Genomic DNA, 25,252 nt, shown 5'->3' with positions numbered 1-25,252 from the left:
CATACTATGCTAGATTAAAGACTTCATATTGTTTTAGTTACAGATGTTTCCTAACAATTTCAACACCTTTTATAGTGTTTGTAGCAGCATAGGCATATTTAAAAGAGTGTGCTATAACTTTTTGATTGTAAATTTTAAGGCATTCTTCATTATTCCATATAGTAGTTAGCTGCATATTAGGGTAGCTCCCATTATTTAACGGTTCTCTGATAATATCGATTTGATTGCTTGTATCAACCTTAGAAAAAGTTATAAAAGTGTGTTTATTTATATTAAAATACCAGTGACAAGCTTTTGACCCTAATATTGGCATGTCTTCACTTACAAAAGCTTTATCGGAAAGAAGGGTATAATCAGAAGTGTATCTACATAAAAATATTTGAATAAAACTATCTTTGCCTAATAAGTTTTCGCATATTGCATCTAGTAAGTACTGACTTTCTGAATACGGTGTTGTTAAAAGCTGGAAAAGGATTTTGCGCCAATTAATAAATTCTATTTCTTCCACTTGATATTTATCAGTAAAATACCTGAGGTCATTTTTGGAGCAACTTATGTTGCGAAATATTTCTGCATTATCTATTGCTGTAGGTTCAACATTCAAAATAAGTTCTGCATTTTTTACATTTTCTTTTATTCGATAAGGATTTCTAAAGCCATTAAGGATTTTTAACTTAAATAGTTGAATTAAGCTATTTTTTAAGTTGTTCTGTTGCCATTTAGAGTGATTTAAAATTTGATCTGTAATTTTTTTGTAGTTTCTCTCATATTGATTAAAGAAATTCTCAAGGTTTAAGCGGCTCTTGTTAGAAGAGTTGTTAATCAAATCAAATAAATAGTTATCACATAAAGTTTTCTCAATTAATACTGGTTTGTCTTTGTTTAATATAAGCGTGCCATCACTTTGAATTTCAAATTGCCAAATTTTTTGATTTTTAAGCTTTGCATTTGGATTGGTGGCATTTGTTCTTTGCTCTATTTGGCTGATAAAATGAGAGTTTTTAGTGCTGTTGGTTAGTTTTTTTTCTAACATAGTTGAGCCATATTAATTTGCATATTTGAAGAGTGGCTATGATTTTTGATTAGTCAGACTGGTTTGACTTAGCATTTGACTTCTTACGTGTGCGCTTTGCACTACTGGATTTTTTCTTTTTGGCTTTTGCCGGTTTATCCTCAACTAACTTTGTGGGCTCAACGGTGCTATTATGTGTGGATTTTTTGCGTGTGCGCTTTTGCGTTGTAGGTTTTAAGCTTGCGCTTTTAATGCGTGCACGACGACGTTTTGGTGTGCGACCTGCGGCAAGCTCTTGATGGCTGCGGCCTTTGCCATTTACTGTTAATTCAAAATCAATCTGCATTTCATCAAGATTAACGCGCACAAGTTGTACTTGAACCTTTTGCCCAATGCCAAAGGCTTTTTTAGAGTGTTGACCGATTAAACGATGTTGCACCTCATCAAAGACATAATAATCACCATGCATTGACGAGATATGTACTAACCCTTCGATATAGTTTTCAATTAACTCTACATACATGCCAAAGCCGGTGACATGAACGATTTTAGCATCGAATAACTCACCAATGCGATTGTGTAGGAAATGGCATTTTAGCCATTTCTCAACGTCACTTGAGGCTGAATCAGCATTGCGTTCTTGACTTGAAGCATGGGCGCAAAGCTCGTCTAATTGACTGTGCGTGTAGTGATAAGCGCCAAGGATTTTCTCGCCAAGAATTGATTTGATTGCGCGATGTGTTAATAAATCAGGATAACGGCGAATAGGTGAGGTGAAGTGGCAGTAAGCAGGATATGCTAAGCCAAAATGTCCATCATTGTCAGGTGTGTAAAAGGCCTGATTCATGCTTTTTAATGTCATCAGCTGAATATTGGCAAAATCATCACGGTCTTTGACGGAGTTTAGCATCTGACTATAATCAGCGGGTGTGGCACCTGATTTGTTGGGTTTAAAGGCAATGCCCAGTGAATGTAAATAAGCCTTCAAGTCGTCAACTTTGCCACTAGGTGGTGCGCCATGTACACGAAAAGGAGCGCCTGCTTTGTTTTTTTCAATAAAGCGCGCGGTAGCGACATTTGCCAAAAGCATACATTCTTCAATGAGTTTGTGCGCATCATTACGCTGGCGTGGAATAATCGCTGAAATATGCTGATGATCATTTAAAATAATTTGTGATTCAACCGTATCAAAGTCAATTGCTCCTCGTTGTTTGCGTGCAGTTGCTAAGACTTTATAAAGGTCATATAAATCAAATAAGTGTGGAATAAGCTCAGGTTGCTCGTAATAGATGCTATTGTCTTTATTGTTTAAAAGTTTTGAAACCTCAGTATACGTTAAGCGTGCTTTGGAATTAATAACGCCTGAGTAAAACTTGTAGCGTGAAAGCTTGGCATTGGCGCTGATATTCATCTCACAGATTAATGCTAAGCGATCCACTTTGGGTTTTAATGAGCACAGCTCATTAGAGAGCTGTTCAGGCAGCATCGGAATAACATACCCTGGGAAATAAACAGAAGTAGACCTTGCTTGTGCTTCTTTATCCAGACTTGATTCAGGGCGAACATAATATGAAACATCCGCAATTGCCACATAAAGCTTCCAACCACCGGTTGAGCTTTTGCGTGCGTAAACGGCATCATCAAAGTCTTTGGCATCCTCACCATCAATCGTTACAAAGGGTAAATCACGTAGGTCTGTGCGTGCTGATATTTCAGTATCGAGCACCTCATGGGGGAGTTTGCGAACTAAGCGTGCGGTTTTATTGCTCCAGTCTTCGATTAGATTATGCTTTTTGCTGGCAACTGAAATTGCCGTGAGGATCGGTGATTGCTCTTCAATGATTTCAACAAATTGCGCGACCGCTGAGCAAACCGTTGAAGGGAATATGACTAATTTCGCTTTGATTAAAGTGTCAGGTTCAAGCTCTTCTGACGGAGGTAAGAGTGCTATATATTTCGGCATGGTTTTGCTAATCGGTTGGATAAAGTGGCTATCCAACTGTTGGCTATAGCGTCCAGTAATTTCGATGGTATTGCGCTCAATAATACTATCAATTCGCGCTTCTAATTTGTCTTTGCGATTAAGTCCCAAAATCATCGCGCATACTTTGTCACCATTAAATACTAAGCGAGCTTGATGTTGTGGTAAAAACGCGCTATGCATTCTATCTTCGGTAGTAATAATCGCATTACCATCGTTTTCAACGCGCACGTAGCCGGTAATGATGCGACGTTTTTGTTTTAACGGTCTAAAATACTGACCATCTTGTTCAATTTGCTCATCGCGTACCATCGCGCCTAGCCGATTGGCAAGGGCATCGAGCTGTTTGCTGCGTTTTAGTCCTAATTTATCAGCAATCTTTTCAAAAACAGTCGGCTGTTTGAGGTCTTTTAAGTAGGTTAAAATGACTTCCCTGCTTGGAATAGGGTCGTCATATTTTTGTGCTTCTAAATCCTTGTTTGGATCGTTATCAATCGTGTATTTCTTGCTCATTCTCGATGATGCCTTGTAAAAAAAGTTGTTTTTTCACAAGCTCGCCATCATTAAAGTGACCAAGCGCGACAAATCGATCTTGATCATAAATACGGGCGGTGCCGGTGAAATTATTGGTTAGTTGCATCTTTCCTTTCAGATAAAATAAGTCCACTTTGTCATTAGGTATAGTAAAAATAGGTGTATCTGTAAATGCATATTCTGGATTAAGTAGTTTTTTATAGCAGGAATCCAGCGTGAGTGCTTGCAGTATTTCAAGTGACGATGCATCATTGCTCGTCAATAGTCCGCATGCAGTTCGTGTTAATTTAATTAAATGTCCAGCGCAATTTAGCGCTTTGGCAATATCCATGCCAAGCGTGCGAATATAGGTGCCCTTAGAGCAGCGTACATCAATGTCAATGGTGTGTTTTTCAGGATTGTAGTCAATCAATTCAAGTGCATAAATATTGATATTACGCGCTTTGCGCTCGATTTCGATCCCTTGACGTGCTAACTCATACAAAGGTTTTCCTTGATGCTTAAGCGCTGAATACATCGGAGGGATCTGACTTATCTCACCACGGAATTTATCCAATGCGTTATGGATACTCTCAAGTGTGATTTCAGGGACTTGGTGCTGTTCAATCACATTACCTTCAGCATCACCACTATCAGTACTAATGCCGAGTTGTATGGTTGCTTGATAAGCCTTATCAGCGTCTAATAGATATTGTGATATACGTGTTGCTTGACCAAAGCAAATAGGTAACACGCCCGTTGCCATCGGGTCAAGACTACCTGTGTGTCCGGCTTTTTGTGCATTAAAAAGGCGCTTAACACGTTGTAGTGCTTGGTTGGAGGACAAGCCTTGTGGTTTATCAATAACGATAATGCCATTTAAGGCAATCCCTTTGCGTTTACGTGCCATAGTTATTGATCTTGCTTATTTTGCTTATCTTGCGCTTTAATCGCTTTTAATGCTTCTTTGGCAGCGGCATGCTCGGCTTGTTTACGTGATTTGCCTTTGGCGCGATAGCTGTGCTCAAGTGATCCGAGCGAAACTTCAACCGTAAAAGTTTGATCGTGATCTAAGCCTTCGGTAGCAACAATTGAGTAGATAGGATGTGTTTGAATCTCGGCTTGTAAATACTCTTGTAATCGTGATTTGGGATCTTTGGTATGCTCCTCAACATTAAGCGTTGCTAAGACATCTTTAAACCAATGCAAGATACGCTCTTTAACAACAAGCATGTCACTGTCGAGATAAATTGCGCCAATCATTGCCTCAAAAGCATCTTCTAACAAGCGTGCGCGTTTATGCCCGCCTGATTTAAGCTCGCCAACACCAAAAGACATATATTCACCCAGATCAAAATGCTTTGCCATATCAGTCAGTGTTTTACCACGCACAAGATACATGCGAAGGAGCGATAAGCTGCCTTCATCTTCATGTGGAAACTTCTGATAAAGCGCTTCGGCGATTACAAACCCAAGAATGGAATCGCCCAAGAACTCTAAACGTTCGTTATGTTGTTTTTGTTTACTGCGATGAGTGAGCGCTTGAGTGATAAGCGCTTCATTGTTGAAGTGGTAGCCAATGCTACGATATAAAGGGGTGTAATCAATGGTCATTATCTATAATACTCTTCCTATTTCGCTCCAGCGTACGGAGCTGTTTAAACTATTCCAACTAAACCAGACAAAGCTTGCTTTACCAACAAGGTCTTTATCAGGAACAAAACCCCAATAGCGACTATCTTCGCTGTTGTCACGGTTGTCTCCCATGACAAAATACATGCCTTTAGGCACAACAAGGTTGGTGAAGTTGACCGATGGCGCATTAGCCATATCATCAATTTGGTGTGCTACTTTGCCAAGGTGCTCAGTACAAATAGTATTTGGTCCATTGCCGTTATAGCTATTAACTTGGTTATCTAAGCAGTTGGTATATTCAATGGCTTTGCCATTGACGGTAAGCTTTTTGTCTTTGTAAGAGATAACATCACCAGGCACGCCAATAACGCGCTTAATAAAGTCAACCCCTGGATTGACTGGGAAGTGAAATACCGCAATATCACCGCGCTCAGGTTTACCCGTTTCAATCCAGACATTGTTGGTAATTGGATTTCTAATACCATAAGCGGTCTTGTTAACCAAGATAAAGTTGCCAACAGGTAGTGTTGGTGTCATTGATGCCGATGGAATCAAAAAGTTACCAATCAAAAAGCCACGCAAGATAAAGACAATCAAAAATACGCTAAACAGTGAGCGTGCATAATCAGCCAATAGAGGCGCTTTTAGTGCTTTGTTTTTTTGGATGAACTTGCGACGTTCTTTTTTCTTCATGCCTTGGAGCTCATCCATAACGGGTGCTAAACGTTTTGGTTCAAACTTAAATTTGTCAATGAGCGCAATAATGCCAGAGGCAATTGTCAGTACCAGTAGCCAAAAGCTAAAATCAATATTCATAGGTTTTTATTTCCTTTGTGCAATATACCGGCATTATTATACGGATTAGCCCAAAAATCGCTATGGTTTTATTGCTAAACATGATATGACATTTGGTTATGTCGACAGTTTGCGCTTGTTCTTTGACGAGGTAAATTTAAAATTCTGGCGGAGGGGAAGAGATTCGAACTCTCGATACGTGTTAACGTATACACGCTTTCCAGGCGTGCTCCTTCAACCACTCGGACACCCCTCCAGAAAATTGACTTGTTCAACTCGTGGTTGATTTTTTACTACAAACTCAATCATCGTGATCTTGCTAAATAACCCAGCCTTTCGCTCCTGCTACAGGCGCTCATTAGCTCGCAGCTTGACCGCTGCTTGAGGGGCTAATTCGACCACTCTGAGACCTCTTGCAAAAACTTCATTAAGCTAATGCTGTAATAAAAGCACGTGCATCCTAGCAAAGTCGATCCTAGAAAGCAAGGCGCTTGACATCTTAAAATATCACGGTAAAGTCGGCGCAAATTAATTTTATCGCGCATCTTAAAATGCATAAAAATACAAACTACTCATTGCGTGCTTGGCTTTCGATGTTTGCCGCAGCACTTTTCTTTTTTTATTGGTTTATTCAGTTATCACTTAATAATACGCTGATTGATTATTATATTGCGCGTTACCAAATCGATTCATATGGCTTGTTTACGTCGATGTACTTGATTGGCAATGTATTGATGTTTATTCCAGCAGGCGTGATTTTGGATCGCTATAATAGCAAAAGAGTGATTGTCTCAGCACTTATGGTGATGTTGACTGGTGTGGCAATCATGACATTTGTCAGCAATCAGTTTATTGCATATGCCTGTATGTTATTGGTGGGATTTGGTGGCGCTTTTACTTTATTATCATGCGTGCGTGTGGCAACGAACTGGTTTGATAATGGGCGGATAGGTTTTCCTATCAGTATGGCAATTACGATTGCCTTTTTAGGAAGCTACTTAGGAAATGCCGGCGGGCATGCACTGTTGGTATATTCTGGCTCTGGGCAGGTTGTGCAAATCACTAATATTATTATGGGACTTGTTATTATTGCTTTGGCATTAGTGTTGATTCAAAAGAAACCGCAGAGGAATCAGCAAAATGAGCAAAATGAGCAGAATCAGCAAAGTAATAAAGCGCAGCAATCAGTTTGGAGTGCTTTTAAAAATTTACGTTATGTGGTTAACAAAAAACAAAACTGGTTAGCGGCACTTTATATTTCATTGATGAATTTCCCAGTTATGATTCTTGAATTTAGTTTTGGACAGGCGTTTTTAAGGTATAGCTTTAGCATAACCGCGCAAGACGCGGCAATGATTGCAGGGATCATTAGTATTGGTTATATGATTGGTGGACCTTTATGGAACAAACTTTCAGACTATTATCGCTCGCGCAAGCCATTTATGTTGTTGGGGGCAAGTCTCTCACTGGTGGTAACTTTATTGCTGTTTAATGCAAATCTTGGCTATCATGCATTGATTGTGATCTTCTTTTTTATCGGTGCGTTAACTGCGGCGCAAAATATTGGTTATCCAGTCATAGCTGAATCAAACCCAGTAGAGATTTCTGCTTCAGCAACTTCATTAGCTTCTTTGATTATTATGGGTGGTGGTGCTTTAGCACAAATTGGTTTTGGTATGCTTGAACAGTCTTTAAGTTTTCGTGGTGCTTATATCGTTATTCCAATATGTATTACCATTTCATTGCTACTGGTTTTCCTTATAAAAGAACCAAAACATGCGGAAATAAAAGCAGAATAATTTTTAGGTGACTATACTCTAAGCGGTAAAATATCCGCATAGCATGCAAAGAGAAAAGAAATGGCAAGAATAAATAGTATTAAAAGTAAAAGCATTATATTCATGGTAGTACTTTTGAGTGCGTGCACAACAGCAAATAATATTCCAGATTCATCAAGTTATTCAGTGGCGAAAAAACAACAAATACATGCAGGAAAAAATGCAGATGCTAATAAGCGTGACGTTTTAACAAAACTGAATTTGCCACCAAGTTGTAGTTATGATAGCTCATATAAGTACTTAGTATTAAAGGGCGATGCGATTGATAGGATTGCACATCGTATTGGCGTTTCATCTCAATGTATTGTGCAGATGAACAATCTTGAGGATAATGATTTATCAATTTCACAAGCGTTGCGATTGCCTAAGCAAGCGTTTATTAACACCATGCTTAGTAAAATGTGTCCGATTAATCGACAGATTATCAAAGAGCGAGACTTTTTATTAGCACTAGAATCAAAGTCTACCATCACACTTCAAGATAAAGTACGTTTGAGCAAGTTGGCAGATGTTTATGCGCTAAACGCTTATGCAAAAAACGATAGCAGTTTGATTAACCATCTGTTGTTAAGAGTGAATGCTATTCCTGAAAGCTTGACTTTGGCACAGGCAATTGTTGAGAGTAACTGGGGTGGTTCGCGTTTTGCGGTGCATGGTAAAAATTATTTCGGCTTACATTGTTTCTCACAAGGCTGTGGTATTGCACCTAAATACCCAACGCCAGGCGTGATTGATGAAGTCAGTAAATTTACTGATGTGAGCGCAGGTATTATTGATTATTATCGTGTGCTTAATACTTTGGCGCCTTATGCTGAGTTTAGAAAGCAAAGGGCGCAGTTGATTATGTTAAACGGTTATGACTTAGCAGGCTATTTGCAATCTTATTCAGGCTTGAAAGGTGATGAATATGCGACGATTCTAAAGACAGTTATGCGCCATAATAATCTTGAGCAATATGATGGTTTGTGTGAAAAAATCTAGGTGCTTTTAGGCACTTTGATGATCCCTTTATATTTAAAATTAAAAAAATATGTGTTTTGCTGTTTAGCTTATGTCAATAATGGCTATACTCTTTCTACATAACTTTCAATGATTTCAATTATTCAAGATTTAAGGTTTTTTAAAGGCTTTGGAATACTGTTGAAATTAAATAAAACAAATAAGGTTCGTAATAAAAATGAAAAATAGTAGTTTCAAAATTTGTGACGCCAGTGTTCACCCTGGTGAGAAAGCGACATTGGCATTACCCTTGCCTGAGCAGTATTCATGCTCGCCAATGTACATGCCAATTAAAGTAATCAATGGCAAGCAAAGTGGACGCAAACTCTTGGTGTTTGCGATGATTGATGGTAATGAGTTTAATGGATTAGAAATAGCTAATCAGCTATATGATGATATCTCTGCGGATGACTTGAATGGAACATTGGTTGCTATTCCGGTTTTAAATGTGTATGGTTTGTCTCACTTTCCAAAACCGACGCCAAGTGGCGTTAAACTAAGCGCTTCTTTCCCAGGAAATGAGCATGGTAGTTTTGGTGAGCGTATTGCACATATCTTTACTCAAGAGATTTTGACACAGATTAATTGTTGCATTGAGTTACATACAGGCTCACTGAATCATGAAATTTTACCGCAAGTGTATTGTAACTTTGATAACGTTGAGGCAAAGAAATTAGCCAAAGCATTTCAAGCCCCTGTAATTACAGAGGTTGAAACTAATCAAAGCGGCATTCGCATCACCGCAGAAAGTTTGAATATTCCTTTATTGGTATATGAAGCAGGGGAAGCGCAACGTTTCGATCAAACGGCAATTCAGGTGGGTTTAGATGGTATTAAAAACGTGATGTGCAAACTTGGGATGCTAAATGGTGAGGTTGATGATAATGTAACGCCTGTATTTTCAAAGGATGATGATTGGCTTATTTCATCATCCTCGGGTGTTTTACATAGTGAAGTAGCATTGGGAGAGTCAATCAAAAAGGGTGATAAAATCGGACGTTTGACTGACCCATTTAGTAATGAGAATGCGACAGTAATCAAGTCAAATCTGGATGGCGTAATTGTTGGAATTAACCGTTCACCATTGATTCAAGAAGGTGTTTCTGTTTTTAAAGTAGCCTCTTTTATCGATAATCAAAGAGCTGAAGAAATCTTAGAGGAATGGGAAGAAAACAAACCTGAGGTTGACGAATAATATGAGTCAAAATCAAAAAATGAGTTTTATCGGCACGATCATTTGGTTGGTGTGTGCGTTATTTTTCATGTATGAGTTTTTACTAAGAACCATTTTAGGCACGTTTGAGCATCCCATTATTCAAGATCTTAATTTAAACCTTGTGACATTTGCCATCTTAAGCTCAACAGCCTATCAGTTGATTTATGGCATTATGCAAATTCCGGTAGGTATTATTACCGATCGCCTGGGTTTAAAAAAGGCATTATTCGTTGCTGTATTCTTCTGTGCATTGGCAGTTAGTGGCTTTGGCATCAGCTTTGGCTTTGATAGTGCTTTTGTTTTTCGCGTATTAATGGGACTTGGCTCATCTTTTGGCTTTATCTGTTTGTTAGTCGCTGTATATGATTGGATGCCACGCAAACATATTGCGCTATTTATTGGCTTATCACAATTCATAGGCACGATGGGACCGATGTTGGCAGCAGGCCCTTTAAATAGTTTATCATCACACTCTGAGTTGCCATGGCGTTATATTTTTTATGTATTAGGGGCTATCGGTATTGTAATCGCGATTATCGTGCTTCTTATTGTCCGCAATAATACAGACTATACGGGAAGTTTTCGTATATTAAAGCGCCAAGAGCGATTAAAAGTTAATCTTTGGCAGTTGATGCGTCAACGTCAGGTTTGGTATATTGCCTGTTATTCCGCGTGCGTGTATTTTGCCATAGAGTATTTCTCTGAAAATAGTGGTAAGACATTTTTGATGTTGCATGGTTTTAGCTCTGATGTCTCATCTTATATGTTAACGTTATCATGGTTAGGTTATGCCATTGGCTGTCCGTTATTGGGTTTCATTTCAGATCGAACCAGTAAGCGTAAGCGTGTGATGATGTTTGCTGCAATTGTTTGTATTTTATCGGTGCTATGCATTACTTATTTCCCAATAAATATTATCGTGATTAGTATTGCTTTTTTTGGCTTAGGCATTGGCGCTAGTGGTCAGAGTATTGGCTTTGCGATTATGGCTGAGCAGTGCAATAACAATTATCTTGCTGCAGGTTTAGGACTTAATAATGCCATGATTATGCTTGTGACTTCTTTGATGGCACCTTTGATTGGTGGTGTGCTTGCCTATTTGTCAAAAGGGCAAGATTTAAGTATTGCTAATTATCAGCATGGCTTTTTATTGATTATCATGGTAGTAGCTATTGGCGTGTTAATTAGTGTTTTTTTGATTAAAGAAACCTTTTGTAAGTCGACTAAAGAGACGACTAAATTGACCGTAACAACGCTAACCGCAACGGAGTAAATAGATGACAACGATGAAGGTGGCATTACAACGATCTTTCATCGAGCTTGTTTTCATTGTTTTATTGTTTGGATTTTGTCTTTTTATTATTTTTGAGCTCTTATATGCAATGCTTTTTTATAGTGCGCTTATACTGTGGATTATTGCTTTTATTGGCATGTTATTGAATTATTTATGGGGTAGGCGATTAAACGCGATTAGTTTAATTGAGACTGCACATACACGTAAAATTAACTTATATTATGGTAATGATTGGCACAATGATGTGACCGTTCGCCGTAGCATTATGATAGCAGGTACGTTATATTTAGAATGCAAACTTTCAAATAACAAACGTTTAAAATTGTGGTTGTTTAGGGATGGCTTTAAAAATAATGAAGAGCGTTACCAGTTAATTAGGTTTTTAGTGCTAGATAGATGATAAGCAAAATATATCAAAAATAATAATGTAATATATTTCTCAGGTTGATGAAGTGCTGTTAAGCTTGGAAATATAAAATTTTTTAACAAGTTACATAACCAACAATAAGGAGAGTTTAATATGGACAAGAAATATTTAACTACTAATAATGGCGCACCTGTGCCCAATGATAATACTAGTATTAGTGCGGGTGAGCGCGGATCATTAACCTTTGATAATTTCAGGTTATTTGAGAAGCTTGCGCATTTTAATCGTGAGCGCATCCCTGAGCGTGTTGTGCATGCACGCGGTTCCGGTGCCCATGGAGTATTTACTTTAGAAGAAGATTTATCACACTTAAGCATTGCCGATTTCTTGCAAGGCAAGGGCAAACAAACCGATGTGTTTATTCGCTTCTCCACAGTTGGTGGAGGTCAGGATTCAAGTGATTATGCGCGTGACCCACGCGGCACGGCAATTAAGTTTTATACCAAACAAGGTAATTATGATATTGTCGGTAATAATACACCAGTATTTTTTCTAAGAGATCCGAGTAAATTCCCAGATTTTATCCATTCACAAAAGAAAAACCCGCAAACCAATTTACCAGATCCTGCAGCAATGTATGAGTTCTGGTCCAAAAATCCACAATCATTACATCAAATGACCATTTTAATGTCTGATCGTGGCATTCCTAAGAGCTATCGTCATATGCATATGTTTGGCTCACATACGTTAAGTTTGTATAATGCTAAAGGTGAGCGTTTTTGGGTCAAATGGCACTTTAAAACCCAGCAAGGTATAGAGAATTTAAGCGAGGAAGAAGCAGCTAAAATGCCTGGGTTTGGTGCGCAAAAGGATCTTTTTGATACTATTGCCAAGGGTGATTTTCCAAAGTGGGATGTCAATATTCAGGTGATGACAGAACAAGAGGCGCAAAATTATCATATTAATCCATTTGACTTAACCAAAGTCTGGCCGCATGCTGATTTCCCATTGCAAAAGATTGGTGTAATTGAATTAAATCGTAATGTTGACAATTATTTTGCTGAAGTTGAGCAATCAACCTTTGCGCCAAGTAATCTTGTGCCTGGTACGGGCGCTTCTCCTGATAAAATGTTGCAAGCAAGACTGCTTGCCTATCAAGATGCGCATCGCCATCGTGTTGGTGTTAACGCGCATCATTTACCAGTTAACGCGCCAAAATGCCCCATGCATAATTATCAACGTGATGGAGCAATGGCTGGCACTGGTTTAGATATCTCTCAAGATAATAGTGTTAACTTTTACCCTAACCAGCAAACCAGTGCGCCAACTGAAGCACCTCAATATCAAGAACCACCATTAAGACAATCTGGTGATATTGATTATTATGATGCACAAGCTGAGGATAATTACTCACAAGCAGGGGATTTATTTCAATTGATGAGTGAATCACAAAAGCAGCAGTTAGCACATAATATCGCCGGCGGATTAGTGCATGCAACAAAAGAAGTGCAAGCCATAATGCTTGAGCAATTTAACTTAGCACATCCTGAATACAAGAAGTATGTAGAGGCAGCGCTAATGCAGCAATGAAGTGTCAAAATATAAATCTTAACCTTAATTGTAATCGTAATCATGGAGGACTTTAGAATGAAAATATTAAATACATTGGCTACGGCGGTGGAGGGGCGAGAATGTGGTGTGGTGTTATTCAATAAAACTCAAGCATTTTAGTCTCTAGTGATTCAATTGATTTTTATGATCAAACATGTGAAGTGATTACCAGCTACAGCATAAAGCGCAGAATTTGTAAAATTCTCTAAAAAATCTTCAGATGCGACGTTATATGTCGCAAGTGCTGTTTATCTTATTGCTTATCAACGCAATAAGGAGCTTGTGATGAATAATAAAGTTTTAACAACGTTGCATAACGCGATCAATGCAGTCAATGATGCCACAACTTTGACAAAGGTTGAGCAAAGCCTAAGTGCAGCGGCAGAGGATTTGCCAATGTATGAGCATGATATCTCCTTTGGTACAACAAAAGCATGGGTTTTTATTTGGTTGTTCTTCGCGATAGGCATCACTGTTGGTTACAGTGCTTTTGAGTTATATGCCAAAGAATGGCAAATTAAGTTGTTGGTAACATCAGGCCTTAGTTTTTTTGCGGCATTACTTGTCTATGTGCAGTTTGTATACCCATTAAGTCATGCTGTTTCTAGACTCACAAAATGTAGCTTTAATAAGATGCTCAAATTACGATACGGGATTGTTGAAAATAAATCATTTAGCGCTAAGAAGTTGCGCGAACAATTCAAGCGATTTCCCGTTGGTGACCGCTCAAATGGTTTTCATATGTGTGTTGATAGTGAGTTAGGCGGGCTTAAACATATCAAGTTTGAATATTTTTATGAAACAAAACACGAGACAACTACCACAGATGAAAAGGGGAATACTAAAACTGACGTAAGCTATACGAGTCATTATATTCATGGCTTGCTATTACAGAATATTGATTTTCCAAAAATAAGTTTTGGCTTTGGCTGGTTTACCAACAAAAAAATCTGGCATCCAACCTCACCAAACTTCAATAAACACTATCGCATAGATTTGGGGAATGAAATTGAACTTGCCAAGTATTTTACACCTGCACGTGCTGAGAAATTAGCATCACTTAAATCAAGCTTACCAAGTGGTTTCTATCTACAAAGTAATGAGCATGGGATATGTATTAGCTATGAAGGCAAGAATCTTTTGTCATTACGCGCTGAGGTAAGTAGCCGTAAGATCTTGCTATTTAGAGACTATTTACAGCAAGCGCATTTTCATAAATACCATGCGTTGATGCAGATTTTGCAACAAGACTTAAAAATTAATTAGAAGGAGAGACAAATGTTAGCAACTTATCAATGGTACATCATTGGCGGGATTGTCGCGATTTTATTGCTCATTATGATTGCATTGTTCAATGCCATCATTAATGCAGAGAACCGTGCTAAACGCGGCTGGGCGGACGTTATTGCCTATGAACGCAACAAGTTAAAATTAATGCCCGAGCTTGAGCAATTATGTAAGGGATACACAAGCTTTGAAGGGCAGACACAGATGCAAATAACACAATTGCGCCAAGCCATAGCATCACTCGATCAATCTGATATTGAACCTCAGAAATTAAAGACTGTGCAAAATTTAGCAAGTGAGCTTAATAAAGGTCTGCAACTTCAAATTGAGAATTATCCTGATCTAAAAGCAAGTAATGTGTTTCAGCAGTTGATGACAGACTGGCGTGAAACTCAGGAAAATGTAACCGCTGCCATTAGCGTTTATAACCATACCGTGGCGCTATTTAATGATAAACTACAAATGTTTCCAAGTAATACGATTAATGCACTGTTTTTAAAGCGCAAAATATTAAAGCCATTTCATGATAATGAAGCGCAAATGAATTTTGAATATCAACCAAATTTTTAAATGATGTAATGCTTGCAAGTCTGCTTAGAAATTGATTAATAGGTAAGAATGTAAAGCGTGCTTTCTCAACACCCCGCCGCGCAAGCGCGGCACCCCCTCTTGCAAAGAGGGGAATGGGGTGAGTCGCTTAAATCGAAGGTTATACAGTGATGTAATATGATGACTTTTCAACATTCTGACAATTCTTGGCATCGATTCTTATTGGGAGAAGGAAGTTAAGGTTAGTGATTGGTTAAAGTATATGAGCTAATGGCATGGTGCTGTATTTTCGGCGCCCTATAAAATCAATGGCATATCATATAGTCAATATGGCAATGATTATAAACTCCCCTTGCTTTGTAATAGGAAAGTTAAGACCTGTGGTTATTTGAGTTTAGTTGTACGGCATATTTGTGATGTTGATGAAATAGATAAAGCATAGCATCGTAGCTGTGGCAATGATCATAAATTCCCCTCTTTGCAAGAGGGGTGGCAGCCGCAGGCTGACGGGGTGTTTAAAAATAGCGTCTAGAATTTAAACCGCTAGCTATACTATTGCTATGGTATAGCAATATTGGACTTGTCATGTATCTGTGGGATAAATTACCACAAAATAATCGTTTAAAGGTCTATGCTCGCGAGCTGAGGAAGGCTGGAAATTTATCAGAGGTGCTGTTATGGCAAGAGTTAAAGGCAAAGCAACTTCTTGGTTTAAAGTTTGACCGGCAAAAGATTGTTGGCAATTATATTGTCGATTTTTACTGCCATCGTTTAGGTGTGGTGATTGAAGTGGATGGCTATAGCCATGACTTTAAAGTGGCATACGATGCAGAAAGAGAAGGCTATTTATGCCAGTACCAATTGCAAGTAATTCATATTTTGGATCAAGACGTAAAACGTAATCTTCAAGGTGTGATGGATTATCTTAAGCGTGCTCTAGAGTCGCGTCAGCGTTTGATCGATGGGTAATATACTTCAAAAGTAAAGAGCGTGCTTTCTCAACACCCCGTCAGCCTACCGCTGCCACCCCCTCTTGCAAAGAGGGGAATAGAGTGTATTTGGTTATTGGGACTATGTACAGTGAATGAATGACGTGTTGAGCGTGTCGCTAGAGTTACGCATCTTAGAGGAAACATGGTTTTTAAAACACCCCGCCGCGCAAGCGCGGCACCCCTCTTGCAAAGAGGGGAATTGGGTGAGTCGCTTAAATCCAAGCTTGTCGGTGATTTGATATGAATACTCTATAAAACATCTGGGCAATTTTTGATACTATGGCTGCGAGACAAAAAGAATGGGATTTAAGGTCGACAAGACAAGCAAGGGACTTTATTCCCACCCCTCTTCTTAGTAAGAGCACCCTAAGCGGCTGCGCCGCAACTAAACAGTGCAATAACTTGCGGGTGCTCTTGATGGTTGGAATCGAACAAAAAACAGCAAGTTATTCAGGGGGGTAAGGTCTGCAGTGACTTGAGGTGTCTGGGAGGTTGTAATTGTATGGCACGCTTGGAGATGCTTGTGAAATAGATAGAATATAGTATCGAGCTATGGCGCTGGTTATAAATTCCCCTCTTTGCAAGAGGGGTGGCAGCCGCAGGCTGACGGGGTGTTGCTTACTCAGGGATTAACTCACCGTTAAACGCGCGTTGTATTAAGGCATTAAACTGCATTTCAAGCTGACCTAAACTTTGCTGCAACTGTGATTTTTGCGCTTCAATATTTTCAATAATTGAGGCAAATTGGTTTTGTTTTTTTAATGGGGGGATTGGCAGCAATAAATTTCGTAATACTGGCAAGTTAATATTTTTTTGAGCAACTTGAGTTGCTTTGGAATCAATAGTGTTTTTCAAGTGTAAAAGTACTGAGTGTATATATATATTGTTCGTCTTATAAGGGTGTACAATTACACCAACAACGCTATCTGGAAAGCAAGCGTTAAACTCTAATATTGCAGCATCCGCAATATTAGCTGCAATCGTAATACATAAGGTTCCTGCCTTCCAAAGTTTGCTTTGAGATAACCCCAAATCTGAATAGGTGCTATTATATGTCTTAATGTATCTATTTGCTCGGGATACATCTCCAGTTTGAATTAGTGGGTAGGCTCCCCCTAATAACCTTGGATCATTGCGAGGTCTGTGTTTTGAGACGCCTCTATTAATTTCTGCAATATCTGAAAAAGGTAATGTTTCCCACCCCATCGGATTCGTTATCGGATCACCAAACATTTCCAAAAAGGTACTTTGTGCCAGTTGATCAAGTTGTGCTATTTGTTGTTTACGACAATCAATTAAGGCTTGCGCCTGATCAAGAATGGCAGCTATTTTTTGTTGTGTTGTTATGGATGGTGTTTTGATCGTTAGCGAGAGTAAAGCAGTTTTTGATATATGAGGGATAGTAGCGCCTGTACTAGTTTGTTGCAGAAAATCAAACTTAGATTGAAGGAATTTAGCAATATAAGGAGGATATAAAACATCGCTTGTTAATGTTATTTTTGCCAATGTGCTACCAATGGCACCCTTGAGATTGTAACCGATGGTGCCAGCATTAGCACCATCCCATGCGATTAAAATATCATTTTCTGTACAATGTACATGCTTATCTTTTGTGTTGGCATATTTGATGTTGTTGTTATGCCTTAAATCATCGATCTGTATGTAACGTAGTTCTGAAGATTCAGTTTCTGAAACCTTTTTCCCTTTTGATATTTTACAAATGTTGGCAAGCTGAACAGTCAGCATCATTTTGCCTCCAATAATTGCTGTAAATTGTTCAGTCCGGTTTGAATCTGCTGCTCAAGTTTATTAATGTCAGCCAGTATTTCCGCCGTTGGCGGGTAGTTAATTTCTTGATGCTCAATCTCTTGATAGCGGTTAATCGATAGATCATAGTTATTGGCACGAATATCTTCGATATCGACAACAAAGGCTTGTTGGGTTTTATCCGTTAGATCAAGAGTTGCCTGCTTGCGCCATTTGTCGATTAAATCTGGTAGGTCATTGTCAGCGATTGGATTACGCTTATCATCCAGTGAAAAACCATCGTTTTTAACATTGTAGTAAAAGGTTTTGTCGGTTTTGCCTGCTTTTTGGAAAATTAAAATCGCAGTGGAAACACCAGCATATGGCTTGAATACTCCAGAAGGTAAGGCGATAACGCCTTTTAATGCGTTTTCTTCAACGAGCTTTTTACGAATTGCAACATGTGCTTTAGATGAGCCAAATAACACGCCATCGGGCACGATCGTTGCTGATCTGCCACCATTTTTAAGCATGCGTAAAATTAGAGCTAAAAATAACAGCTCGGTTTTTTTGGTGCTAACAACATTTAAAATATCAGCAGCAACATCATCGGCATCCAGACTCCCTTTAAACGGTGGGTTGGCAAGGATTAGATCAAAATACTCATGTGCATAAAGCTGTCTGTTGCCCTTATCATCTTTGCTAAAGCCCTTAGCTAACGTATCTTGATAGTGAATAAGTGGGGTGTCAATGCCGTGGAGCATGAGGTTCATTGCGGCAATTCTTAACATCGTTGTATCGAAGTCAAAGCCGTGCAATAGATCACTTTGGATATGTTGGCGATAAGGTGTCAGCATATCGCCGCTATAGGTTTTTTGTCCGTCTTCACGAGGTATGGCGCCCTTTTCTGAGGTAAAGGTTTTTTGTAAATACTCCATAGTCGCAACCAGAAATCCCGCAGTACCGCATGCCGGATCACAAATACGTTCATATTCAGGGTTAGGATCCATGATCTCAACCATCATTTTGATGATGTGTCTTGGTGTGCGAAACTGGCCATTAATGCCTGCTGTTGTAAGTTTGGATAAGAGATATTCGTACAAATCACCTTTGACGTCATTATTGGTAATCGGTAAGTTATCGATCATCTCAATGGCTTTGGTTAATAGCGATGGTTTTTGGATCATCAGTTGCGCATCTTTCATGTACTTGCCAAGCTTATTATCGGTGCCATCAGCTAATTCACGCATATGTTTAAACACTTCATCACGCACCGTTTCAAATACCTCGCCTGCAGGCAAATTTTTGAAGTGCGACCACCGTAGATGCTGCTCATTAGCTTTGAAAATGGGTGTGAACTCTGTGTTAATCCAGCGTGCTTGGAGTTCATTGTTGCTTTCTTTGATATCCAAGAGGCGCAAGAACATCAAAAAAGAAATCTGCTCAATAACCGTTAAAGGATTGGTGACGCCACCGGTGTGAAAGTGCAACCAGATGCTATCAATTTTACTTTTTAAATCGCCTGTAATCATATGAGATTTGTCTTAGAGTAGATGCTTTATCAATGGCAGTTGTTATAACGTAAAAGGCTAAGGATTGTAAATAGATTTTTGAGTATGATTGTCGGTGCGTGCTTTGCTTTTGCCAACACCCTGTCAGCCTACGGCTGCCACCCCTCTTGCAAAGAGGGGAATTGAGTGCATTTGGTTATTGGAGCTATGTGCAGTAAATGAATGGTGTGTTGACTAAATTGCTGGAATTTAGAGAAAACATGGTTTTGAAATTACCCCGTCAACCTGCGGTTGCCACCCCTCTTGCAAAGAGGGGAATGGGGCAAAGGTGATTTTAAATGCCCCTCTTTGCAAGAGGGGTGCTTAAGCTAGCGAGGCGGGGTGTTGAAATAAAAGTGTTTAACTCCCACTAGTTAGCAGCGGGTTTGTGTAAAAAGGGTGTAACCAGAGTTTGCATAACCGTCCCCATTATCAAAGGGTCGTTAAAGACATTCAGTAATCCTGCACTAGATAAGCTGGTAAATGGTGCGCTAATAATATCTTCTGCAGCAACAAAGCCATTGCGAATAATCTGGCGCTTGAGCATATCAATCGCTTGCATGGCGGTCGCGCTAAGATTTGGGTGTGCTTCAATAAACGCATTAAAAGCTTTATTAATCTCTAGTGGGTTACGCGGGAAAATGGCACGTAATAACTTGGAGATATTATCTTTTGACTCAGGAAAAAAGTCATAGGCCTCTGTTAACGGGATGTTGGCGTCTTTTTCAATAATGATCATCACTTGAGCGATCTCATCACTACTTAGCTGAGCATCGCTGTTAAAGATTTTGTCTAACAAGGCATATTGATCGAATAATGGTAATAATTTCCTTTGGAAGTCATCCTTACATTTGGCGTAATCAATCGTGCGTTCACCATAGGCTCGATATTTGCATTCGCGGTAAATGATCTTATCGGGATTTTCTTCGATATCGATGACAATACGATTAAGGTATTCAGTGTAATCTGCTCGATTAAGCGTTGCCATTAGATCGCGTAATTGGTTGCGGATTGTCTCAAGCTCATTAAATTTAGCGTTTTCAAGCGCATCGGTTTCAACCAAAGCTTTGATTTGCTCAAAATGCGCCTTACAGATATCTGGGTTAAGTCGACTTAACAGCTCTTTGATACCATCAGCGATTTTGGGTGCCTTACTTCCACCTTTTTCCACTTCGAGTGCGTACTGCGTCATCAGGTGATCAAAGTCATTAGATTGTGAGTGACCGTTTTTAGGCAAATATTGCATTAAGTAGGCAATATCTTTAAGGGTGTGAATGGTTTGTGGTTTGAAGATTTTGAGCGTATTGGCAGCAAGGATGGCATCAATATCTCTTAGACGTTCCTTAATACAAATGTTATTGCGTGGTAAAGCAACAAGGTCTTCTTTGATAAGTGCGATAACATGATCAAAGTCAGTTTTTTGATCACGTGAATTAAATAGCTCAGCTAGTGCTATGCGCTTTAGCATAATACGCTCAGAGGTTGAGCGTGAATGTGAAGGCTGTGCGATAGTTTGACGTTCGCCAAAATGGTTAAAATTGCCATGATGATCAAAAATCTGGAAATATTCTTTGTGTTTATCCGGACCAAATAAATTCTCGCAAGTACGTGTACCACGACCAATCATTTGCAAAAACTTAGTGTATGAGCGCACGGATTTGGCAAACACTAGGTTAACGATCTCAGGGATATCAATACCCGTATCAAGCATATCTACCGAAATAGCTATGCGTACATCTTTGCTATTATCTGTTTTGTCACCCGTAAAGTAGGGTAAGAACATCTCGGCACTATGCTCTTCTTTGGAGGTGATTACTGTGCAAAAGTTGCGTGCCTGAAGCTCAGGGTATAGCTCATCAAATACCTCTTTAAGTGTTAATGCATGGTTGTTGTTTTGTGCAAAGACGATGGTTTTGCCAACAAGACCATCAACAGCTGACTTGATGCCGTTATCCATAAGATTACGCATAATCTGCTGACAAGTACTTTTTAGAAAGATTTTCTTGTTGATATGCGATGCTTCAATGTTGTGCTTTTCTTTATCCTCGTCACTAGCATCTTCATCGATATTAAAGGACTCTTCAAACTCGAGCTTTTGTTTAGTGGTGAGTTCGTGGTATTTGACACCATCGCGGGTAAACTGGGTTGAGTTTTCGATGTTTTTATAGTCGCACAGAAAGCCTTCGGCAACACCTTGTTCATAACTGTAATGAAATGTAGGAACACCATCTTCGCACTCAAAAAACTCAAAGGTATGGCGGTTAGTGAAGTTAACAGGTGTTGCCGTTAACCCGAGCTGAAAAGAGTCATAATACAAAAATAAACTGCGATAGGTATTGTAAATGCCGCGATGCGATTCATCGCTAATAATCAAATCAAAAAAGCCGACACTAAAACGGTTAAAGTAATTATTCATCGTGTTGTAGGTTGCAAGATAAATGCGGGCATCTTGTGTGCTTGCAGATTTTTCATCAATTAAGGCAATCGGCTCATTGGTTAAAAACTCTCTGAAGCGTGTTTCAGCTTGATTGCGTAGGGCAAGCCGATCACATAAGAATAAAATCCGCTTAGCTAATCCTGCGCGCAGTAACATGTCACAAATGCTTATAGCAACACGCGTCTTGCCTGTACCAGTTGCAAGGACAAGTAAGGCTTTACGATCTTTGGTGGTGAGTCCGCGGCCAAACTGCTCAGCAACGGTAGCAACGGCATTGAGTTGATAAGCACGGTTAGCGATCTCGGTGTTTTTGCTTAAGTTAGCTATAGGCTTGCGATAGATCTGTTTTTGCAGTGCGTATTCAAGGTCATCCTGTGAATAAAAGCCATAAAGGCGGCGAGGTGTTTGCTCTGTCTGATCAAGCCAAATATAAGTTTCATACCCATTACTGTAAAAAATCACAGGGCGCAAACCTTGCTTTGCTTCAATGCCATCGGCATAGAGTCTGGCTTGCGACTTCCCAGCACTCGCATCTTTCTTAGGTGATTTTGCTTCAATCACACCAATGACCTTGCCATTTTTGCCCAAAAGGACAAAGTCGGCATAGCCATGATTTGACTTATTGCGGTATTGTTCAGCAATACGAAACTCATCGATCACGTTAGGATCGTTATCTTGTGGTAGGCGCCAATTAGCTTCGATTAACATGCCGTTAATGATGTCGCGTGTACTGACTTCCTTAAGATCCAGTGTGCTTTGGCTTGCTCTGCCTCGCTCTTTGATAGCAGCTATTTCTCCAGTGGCTAAGGTGGTGACTTCTTGCTTAGCTAGAGTCTTACTTTGTTCTAGAAGTTTTTCTTCAAGTTGTTTGATTTTATCTTCTAATGCTTTTTTATCTTCTTTTGCTTTTTTTACTTCCTGCTCTTCCAAGGTAGGTAGTTGGCGAGGAACTGGCTTTTTGAAGCGCGGTAGTTGATCTTTAGTGATCCAGCCTTGACTAATGGCAAACCATGCCGAGACTAGATACACACTTTGCAAGGCTTCAAAAGCTTGGTTTGTTGTTGCCTTATGTTCATGCGTTGAGTCATTTCCACAGAAGCGTACACGTGTTAGGTGGCTTATGACTTCTTTGCCGACAAAATCAGTAAAGTCATCATTTTGTAGCAGTGAGGCTAAGTTGTTAGTGTAAGGAATTTGCAAATGATAGGCTCGATACATGCGCTTAACAAGCATCTCGGTAAACGTACGTGATTTCGTAGCACTGCCATTAGGGTCGCTATCCAGATATTTTTCAGCATATTGAATAATGACCAACTCGTGCGTCATGTATTTGCTTAAAAATGAGAAATTAGAATCCATCATGTGCTTTAGCTCCATTCTAAATTATGCGTGCCATAATACCATGCTTTATTAATCATAAGTAGCATTGGCTCTTGTTAAATATGTTATGCGTTAACACCCCGTCAGCCTGCGGCTGCCACCCTTCTTGCAAAGAGGGAATTAGGCAAAGGTGATTTTACATTCTCCTCCTTGCAAAGAGGGGTGCTTAAGTTTGCGAGGTGGGTATTGAAGAATATCAGCAATTTAACTGATTATTGCATAGTTTATAATTTGGCTAGTTAACGAGTTTCGCGATAGATGAGAGCACTTTTGCATGGTTTTTAACTTGGTGTTTTGGTTGATGGTTTTGTATGGTATGCAGTATGTCGGATTGTGTGCAAATAATCGCATTTTGTGGTACATCACCAATCACGGAAGCGCCTGGGTTGGATAGTAAAACAATATTTTGGATTGGGCTAAAACAGTGTTCTTGTTTGAAGTAATTGATTAGTAAAATACGCTGCTTATACGATTGTTTTAGCGGGTTACGCATTGATGCCTCGTACTGACCGCCTTTGCGTCCGGTTTTGATGATTTGCCATGAATCTGCTGCAGGATCGATGAAAATATTGCCACTATTATGTTTAACTTCAACAACAAAGGTGGCTTTCGGTGAATGAATGATAAAGTCAGCTTCGCTATATCCTGTTGATGAGCGATTGTCAGGGAGGTTGACTTGATTGAATATTGTATAATCAGCAGGGAGATTTTTAAGAATATATAGTGCTTCATCTTCACCTTGAGCGCCGGAAAGTTTGATTGCATCCTGTGTGCTATTGCCGGTAGCGGCAGCGATAACAAACCATAGGAGTAGTATAATCCCGCCTGTTACGACACTTGCTTGAAAAGTGAACCCATAAAAAAATAAGCCCAGAAAAGCAATCATAGAAACAATAAACCCAAACTTCATAGACTGTTTGAATCTGGTTTTTTGTTGTTGCTTAACATCGCTGCGTAATTGATTGTTTTTGATATAAGATAAATCAGCCATGATTTTGATTGTATTGTGTCTTTGTTTTTATGCTATCGACTTGAAAATTTAAAAGCAACAAAGTTTTTTATTGAAGTTATGTACTTTTGCTAGCTCAACACCCCGCCTCGTAAACTCGGCACCCCTCTTGTAAAGAGGGGAATTAGGCAAAGGTGATTTTACACTCCCCTCTTTGCAAGCGGGGTGGCAGCCGCCGGCTGACGGGGTGTTTATAAAACCATTGTTTTTCTAAAGTGCATAATTCCAGTTTTTTATCCGAAAGGGTAATGTCTTAAATAAGAGACTTGAGTTACAGACGATAAAAAGATAAGTAATATTAAGTTGAAAAAAACGCTAAGCGCCTTATCATTTAGCACAGTTTAAATGATTATCTACAGGTGTAACATGAGTTTACCCTCACTTGGCGCTGTGGCAAAAGCTGGACTTTGCTCTATCGCCGAATTATACGGTAGCAGAGATGCTTTAGTATTTAATTGTTCGCAGACAGTGTTGCAAAAAAGTCTTGATGCGACCAAAAATTTTTTGCATGAAAAACTGAGTTTAATTCATCATAAGCAATACGCATTATTAGGTAATATTTACACACAAAGGCGTTTGAGTGATATGGCATTAAAATTGCCTTTGATGCTGGAAAATGAGCAGTATAACCCACAGTTGGAAAATGTAGATGTATTGTATTTGCGCTCATATGAAAAAGAGGTTCAATACTTTTGTTTGAGTGAGGTTATTGTTCAATATCATGAGCAATATATTCGAGGCTATGGCGATGTGAAACAGTTACCACGCTTTTATGGTTACGATGAGTATCATAAAAAAATTTTCTGCTTTGAGGAAGTGATTAGTAAACTCGTGCAAAATAAATCAGATGCAAGAAAATTGGAGATGATACAACAGATGTATCATGATTTTTGGTCACAAACGGCGTTAAGTCGTAATAATTTGGTTTTTTCATATGTGAAGCAAATCAATGAGAGAGGCTTTAAGGTTGTATGGGATTTATCAAAAAAATAGAAAATAAAAAAATAAAAACGTATAATGAGACATTATTTGTCGCATGCT

At 39.2% G+C, this 25,252-nt stretch carries 19 protein-coding genes and 1 tRNA gene; 10 read left to right on the top strand and 10 right to left on the bottom strand.

The features are described from left to right. Positions 1-37: 37 nt before the first annotated feature. The 6 genes from ACZ5V8_RS10080 to ACZ5V8_RS10055 all read right to left on the bottom strand — a co-directional run bounded on the left by ACZ5V8_RS10080 (position 38) and on the right by ACZ5V8_RS10055 (position 6,192). Complete coding sequence (locus ACZ5V8_RS10080; protein WP_464217672.1) at positions 38-1,033, bottom strand: hypothetical protein; 996 nt, start codon at positions 1,031-1,033, stop codon at positions 38-40. 49 nt (positions 1,034-1,082) lie between these two features. Continuing rightward, on the bottom strand, positions 1,083-3,506 hold the full coding sequence (gene rnr / locus ACZ5V8_RS10075) for a ribonuclease R (RefSeq protein WP_464217671.1): 2,424 nt from the start codon (positions 3,504-3,506) through the stop codon (positions 1,083-1,085). Beyond that, positions 3,484-4,416: a tRNA pseudouridine(55) synthase TruB gene (truB, locus tag ACZ5V8_RS10070; RefSeq protein WP_464217670.1), complete on the bottom strand. Its 933-nt coding sequence runs from the start codon at positions 4,414-4,416 to the stop codon at positions 3,484-3,486. Before truB ends, rnr begins: the two co-directional genes overlap by 23 nt. Positions 4,417-4,418: 2 nt before the next feature. Continuing rightward, positions 4,419-5,120: a ribonuclease III gene (rnc, locus tag ACZ5V8_RS10065; RefSeq protein WP_464217669.1), complete on the bottom strand. Its 702-nt coding sequence runs from the start codon at positions 5,118-5,120 to the stop codon at positions 4,419-4,421. 3 nt (positions 5,121-5,123) lie between these two features. Beyond that, positions 5,124-5,957, bottom strand: a complete 834-nt coding sequence (gene lepB, locus ACZ5V8_RS10060) for a signal peptidase I (protein ID WP_464217668.1) — start codon at positions 5,955-5,957, stop codon at positions 5,124-5,126. 145 nt (positions 5,958-6,102) lie between these two features. Further along, a tRNA-Ser gene (locus ACZ5V8_RS10055) sits at positions 6,103-6,192 on the bottom strand. Between the two features lie 295 nt (positions 6,193-6,487). On the opposite strand from ACZ5V8_RS10055, the gene ACZ5V8_RS10050 reads away from it, so the two are divergent. The 9 genes from ACZ5V8_RS10050 (at position 6,488) to ACZ5V8_RS10010 (ending at position 16,066) form a co-directional block, all read left to right on the top strand. Next, positions 6,488-7,735 (top strand): MFS transporter, encoded by a 1,248-nt coding sequence (locus ACZ5V8_RS10050; RefSeq protein WP_464217667.1) that lies wholly within the window; start codon positions 6,488-6,490, stop codon positions 7,733-7,735. 60 nt (positions 7,736-7,795) lie between these two features. Beyond that, on the top strand, positions 7,796-8,755 hold the full coding sequence (locus tag ACZ5V8_RS10045; protein ID WP_464217666.1) for a glucosaminidase domain-containing protein: 960 nt from the start codon (positions 7,796-7,798) through the stop codon (positions 8,753-8,755). Positions 8,756-8,951: 196 nt separating this feature from the next. Next, the gene (locus tag ACZ5V8_RS10040) at positions 8,952-9,968 is read left to right on the top strand and encodes a succinylglutamate desuccinylase/aspartoacylase family protein (RefSeq protein ID WP_464217665.1); all 1,017 of its coding nucleotides are present in this window, start codon (positions 8,952-8,954) and stop codon (positions 9,966-9,968) included. Between the two features lies 1 nt (position 9,969). Then, positions 9,970-11,262: an MFS transporter gene (locus tag ACZ5V8_RS10035; RefSeq protein WP_464217664.1), complete on the top strand. Its 1,293-nt coding sequence runs from the start codon at positions 9,970-9,972 to the stop codon at positions 11,260-11,262. Between the two features lie 4 nt (positions 11,263-11,266). Continuing rightward, the gene (locus tag ACZ5V8_RS10030) at positions 11,267-11,683 is read left to right on the top strand and encodes a hypothetical protein (protein WP_464217663.1); all 417 of its coding nucleotides are present in this window, start codon (positions 11,267-11,269) and stop codon (positions 11,681-11,683) included. Positions 11,684-11,803: 120 nt separating this feature from the next. Next, entirely contained in the window at positions 11,804-13,240 is a 1,437-nt protein-coding gene (locus ACZ5V8_RS10025) for a catalase (protein WP_440617524.1), read from the top strand. A gap of 306 nt (positions 13,241-13,546) precedes the next feature. Continuing rightward, entirely contained in the window at positions 13,547-14,527 is a 981-nt protein-coding gene (locus ACZ5V8_RS10020; protein WP_464217662.1) for a hypothetical protein, read from the top strand. 12 nt (positions 14,528-14,539) lie between these two features. After that, positions 14,540-15,118, top strand: a complete 579-nt coding sequence (locus ACZ5V8_RS10015; protein WP_464217661.1) for a LemA family protein — start codon at positions 14,540-14,542, stop codon at positions 15,116-15,118. 564 nt (positions 15,119-15,682) lie between these two features. Beyond that, positions 15,683-16,066, top strand: a complete 384-nt coding sequence (locus ACZ5V8_RS10010; RefSeq protein ID WP_464217660.1) for an endonuclease domain-containing protein — start codon at positions 15,683-15,685, stop codon at positions 16,064-16,066. Positions 16,067-16,707: 641 nt separating this feature from the next. Here ACZ5V8_RS10010 and ACZ5V8_RS10005 read toward each other — a convergent pair. The 4 genes from ACZ5V8_RS10005 to ACZ5V8_RS09990 all read right to left on the bottom strand — a co-directional run bounded on the left by ACZ5V8_RS10005 (position 16,708) and on the right by ACZ5V8_RS09990 (position 24,193). Further along, positions 16,708-17,838, bottom strand: a complete 1,131-nt coding sequence (locus tag ACZ5V8_RS10005) for a restriction endonuclease subunit S (protein ID WP_464217659.1) — start codon at positions 17,836-17,838, stop codon at positions 16,708-16,710. After that, positions 17,835-19,367, bottom strand: coding sequence for a class I SAM-dependent DNA methyltransferase (locus ACZ5V8_RS10000; protein WP_464217658.1), 1,533 nt, complete (start codon positions 19,365-19,367; stop codon positions 17,835-17,837). Before ACZ5V8_RS10000 ends, ACZ5V8_RS10005 begins: the two co-directional genes overlap by 4 nt. 388 nt (positions 19,368-19,755) lie before the next feature. Then, on the bottom strand, positions 19,756-23,184 hold the full coding sequence (locus tag ACZ5V8_RS09995) for a DEAD/DEAH box helicase family protein (RefSeq protein WP_464217657.1): 3,429 nt from the start codon (positions 23,182-23,184) through the stop codon (positions 19,756-19,758). 253 nt (positions 23,185-23,437) lie between these two features. Then, the gene (locus ACZ5V8_RS09990; protein ID WP_464217656.1) at positions 23,438-24,193 is read right to left on the bottom strand and encodes a nuclease-related domain-containing protein; all 756 of its coding nucleotides are present in this window, start codon (positions 24,191-24,193) and stop codon (positions 23,438-23,440) included. Positions 24,194-24,577: 384 nt separating this feature from the next. Here ACZ5V8_RS09990 and ACZ5V8_RS09985 point away from each other — a divergent pair, with 384 nt between their 5' ends. Next, positions 24,578-25,204, top strand: coding sequence for a hypothetical protein (locus ACZ5V8_RS09985; protein ID WP_464217655.1), 627 nt, complete (start codon positions 24,578-24,580; stop codon positions 25,202-25,204). Positions 25,205-25,252: the final 48 nt, after the last annotated feature.

Source organism: Cysteiniphilum sp. GTC20157, from assembly GCF_055396795.1.
Note: the sequence above shows the minus strand (reverse complement) of the source record. Positions and strands in the feature narration are given on the sequence as shown.

Coding starts and splice junctions, on each gene's coding strand:
- truB (WP_464217670.1), bottom strand. CDS start 4,416: ATGGCACGTAAACGCAAAGGGATTGCCTTAAATGGCATTATCGTTATT.
- ACZ5V8_RS10030 (WP_464217663.1), top strand. CDS start 11,267: ATGACAACGATGAAGGTGGCATTACAACGATCTTTCATCGAGCTTGTT.
- ACZ5V8_RS10050 (WP_464217667.1), top strand. CDS start 6,488: ATGCATAAAAATACAAACTACTCATTGCGTGCTTGGCTTTCGATGTTT.
- ACZ5V8_RS10025 (WP_440617524.1), top strand. CDS start 11,804: ATGGACAAGAAATATTTAACTACTAATAATGGCGCACCTGTGCCCAAT.
- lepB (WP_464217668.1), bottom strand. CDS start 5,957: ATGAATATTGATTTTAGCTTTTGGCTACTGGTACTGACAATTGCCTCT.
- ACZ5V8_RS09995 (WP_464217657.1), bottom strand. CDS start 23,184: ATGATGGATTCTAATTTCTCATTTTTAAGCAAATACATGACGCACGAG.
- ACZ5V8_RS10010 (WP_464217660.1), top strand. CDS start 15,683: ATGTATCTGTGGGATAAATTACCACAAAATAATCGTTTAAAGGTCTAT.
- rnc (WP_464217669.1), bottom strand. CDS start 5,120: ATGACCATTGATTACACCCCTTTATATCGTAGCATTGGCTACCACTTC.
- ACZ5V8_RS10040 (WP_464217665.1), top strand. CDS start 8,952: ATGAAAAATAGTAGTTTCAAAATTTGTGACGCCAGTGTTCACCCTGGT.
- ACZ5V8_RS10020 (WP_464217662.1), top strand. CDS start 13,547: ATGAATAATAAAGTTTTAACAACGTTGCATAACGCGATCAATGCAGTC.
- ACZ5V8_RS09985 (WP_464217655.1), top strand. CDS start 24,578: ATGAGTTTACCCTCACTTGGCGCTGTGGCAAAAGCTGGACTTTGCTCT.
- rnr (WP_464217671.1), bottom strand. CDS start 3,506: ATGAGCAAGAAATACACGATTGATAACGATCCAAACAAGGATTTAGAA.
- ACZ5V8_RS10045 (WP_464217666.1), top strand. CDS start 7,796: ATGGCAAGAATAAATAGTATTAAAAGTAAAAGCATTATATTCATGGTA.
- ACZ5V8_RS09990 (WP_464217656.1), bottom strand. CDS start 24,193: ATGGCTGATTTATCTTATATCAAAAACAATCAATTACGCAGCGATGTT.
- ACZ5V8_RS10000 (WP_464217658.1), bottom strand. CDS start 19,367: ATGATTACAGGCGATTTAAAAAGTAAAATTGATAGCATCTGGTTGCAC.
- ACZ5V8_RS10015 (WP_464217661.1), top strand. CDS start 14,540: ATGTTAGCAACTTATCAATGGTACATCATTGGCGGGATTGTCGCGATT.
- ACZ5V8_RS10005 (WP_464217659.1), bottom strand. CDS start 17,838: ATGATGCTGACTGTTCAGCTTGCCAACATTTGTAAAATATCAAAAGGG.
- ACZ5V8_RS10035 (WP_464217664.1), top strand. CDS start 9,970: ATGAGTCAAAATCAAAAAATGAGTTTTATCGGCACGATCATTTGGTTG.
- ACZ5V8_RS10080 (WP_464217672.1), bottom strand. CDS start 1,033: ATGTTAGAAAAAAAACTAACCAACAGCACTAAAAACTCTCATTTTATC.